The organism is Pseudomonas sp. F220 (genome assembly GCF_057813935.1).
In genome coordinates this window covers 1-1681 of sequence record NZ_JBVASJ010000095.1, presented here as the reverse complement: position 1 = coordinate 1681, position 1681 = coordinate 1, and the positions used below count along the sequence as shown (strand labels likewise).

The 1681-nt window shown below is 56.2% G+C and carries 3 protein-coding genes; 1 reads left to right on the top strand and 2 read right to left on the bottom strand.

Going from position 1 to position 1681, the window contains the following annotated elements; translation table 11 throughout:
* Positions 1–216: hypothetical protein (locus ACZYSM_RS29115; protein ID WP_489077118.1), on the bottom strand; the 216-nt coding region annotated here is incomplete at its 3' end.
* A 470-nt stretch (positions 217–686) separates the two neighbouring features.
* A complete protein-coding gene (locus ACZYSM_RS29110; protein ID WP_489077116.1) occupies positions 687–1412 on the bottom strand; it encodes an SDR family oxidoreductase in 726 nt (241 codons plus the stop codon).
* 112 nt (positions 1413–1524) lie between these two features.
* On the opposite strand from ACZYSM_RS29110, the gene ACZYSM_RS29105 reads away from it, so the two are divergent.
* The coding region (locus ACZYSM_RS29105) for a LysR family transcriptional regulator (RefSeq protein ID WP_489077120.1) at positions 1525–1681 on the top strand (157 nt) is incomplete at its 3' end.

Genomic DNA, 1681 nt, shown 5'->3' with positions numbered 1-1681 from the left:
ACAGGTGTGAGGCCCGTTGTTACGCAGAACCAACAAAGTGCCACGTTGTGACATGCCGTCAAATACGCCATCCCGGTCATCGAAATGGGCATCCAACTGACTGGCCTGACAGACACTTCCCTTATGGTCCACCGCGGCCTGTACAGGGGCAGACAGCACGATAGCTGTGGCCAGGAACGCCAGCGGCCAAGTGTATAAACGCGATAGACCTTTCATTCTGCTCTCACCGGTAGGCCACCTAACGCCGACGAATGCCATCTGGTGGACTTTAACTTGCTGAAGTCATGAAAGTAGCACGCAGGGAGAGGGAGGAAGCTGAACGATAACGCCATCACTCTAAAGCTCAAGGCAGTGGTCAACTGTGACCGGACCCGAGCCCGAGCCGCCTGAGCAGGCGCTCCATCGGCGCGAGCCCTCCCCGACGATTCTTGCCGGGGCGCTCCCGATGAAGCCAAAACCGTTGACGAAAGCAGTTCAGGACTACCTGATCCGACGGCCCAAGGCACGGCGTAAAACGCTTGCTATGTAGGTGGACGCGCAGCGCGCCCACGCCAGGCTTTTACTAATATTCAATGGCGAGAGGTGAGACGCCAGAATCAAACAGTCGAGACGTTACAGGGTGTGTTTTAGCGAAAGACAATAATCCGAGAGCGATTTAAGAACTGTCGCTCAACGAGGTATTGGACTCAAGGCTGCTGCCGTGTTGCCGCCAACACAATCTCCCGGATGCACACATGTTGCGGCTGTTCGTAGGCATAACGAATCGCTGAGGCGACGTCGTCGGCACCGAGTACGGTGCCACCCATGTCTTGCTTCCACGCCTGATAACCGGTTTTGATCGCTTCGTTGGTGGTGTGGCTGAGCAGCTCGGTTTCCACGGCGCCAGGTGCAATGGTGATCACTCGGACGTTGTGCGGTGACAGCTCTTCACGCAGGTTTTCCGAAATGCCATGGACCGCGAACTTGGTGCCTACGTAAGCCACATGGTTGGGGAAGGTCTTACGCCCTGCCACTGAGCTGACATTGATGATGGTGCCGTGCTTACGTTCGATCATGCCGGAGACCACCGCGTGGATACCATTGAGCAGCCCCTTTACATTGACGTCGAGCATTTGCTCCCATTGCGCCGGATCCTGTGTGCTCATCTCGCCCAGCAGCATCACTCCAGCGTTATTGATCAGCCCGTCGGCGGGACCAAATTGCGTTTCAGCTTCACTGACAGCCGCCAACAAGGCACCACGGTCGGTAATGTCGACGCCACGGCACAAAGCATTCGACAGCCCGAGTGCCTCCAGGCGGTCGATGCGCCGGGCGAGCAGCAGCAGTGGGTGGCCCGCCGCCGAAAGTATCCGCGCCGCCGCTTCGCCAATCCCTGAACTGGCCCCGGTGATGATGATCAATGGTTTGGTCATGTGTGAATCTCCTGAAATACGAAAAATAAATAACTAAGCTTGGCCCACAGTATATTTGCTGCTATTAGGCCTGAAAAATGCCTTATTCCTCTAACTGGCATCGGAATAAACTATGGATATCCGTCATCTCAAGGCCTTTCTAGCCGTCTTTGAGGAGCGCAATATCACGTCGGCGGCGCAGCGTTTGTTTATCAGCCAGCCGACGCTCTCGGTGACCATCAAGCAGCTGGAGCAAGAGTTGGGTACGACGCTGTTCATCCGCCAGCCAC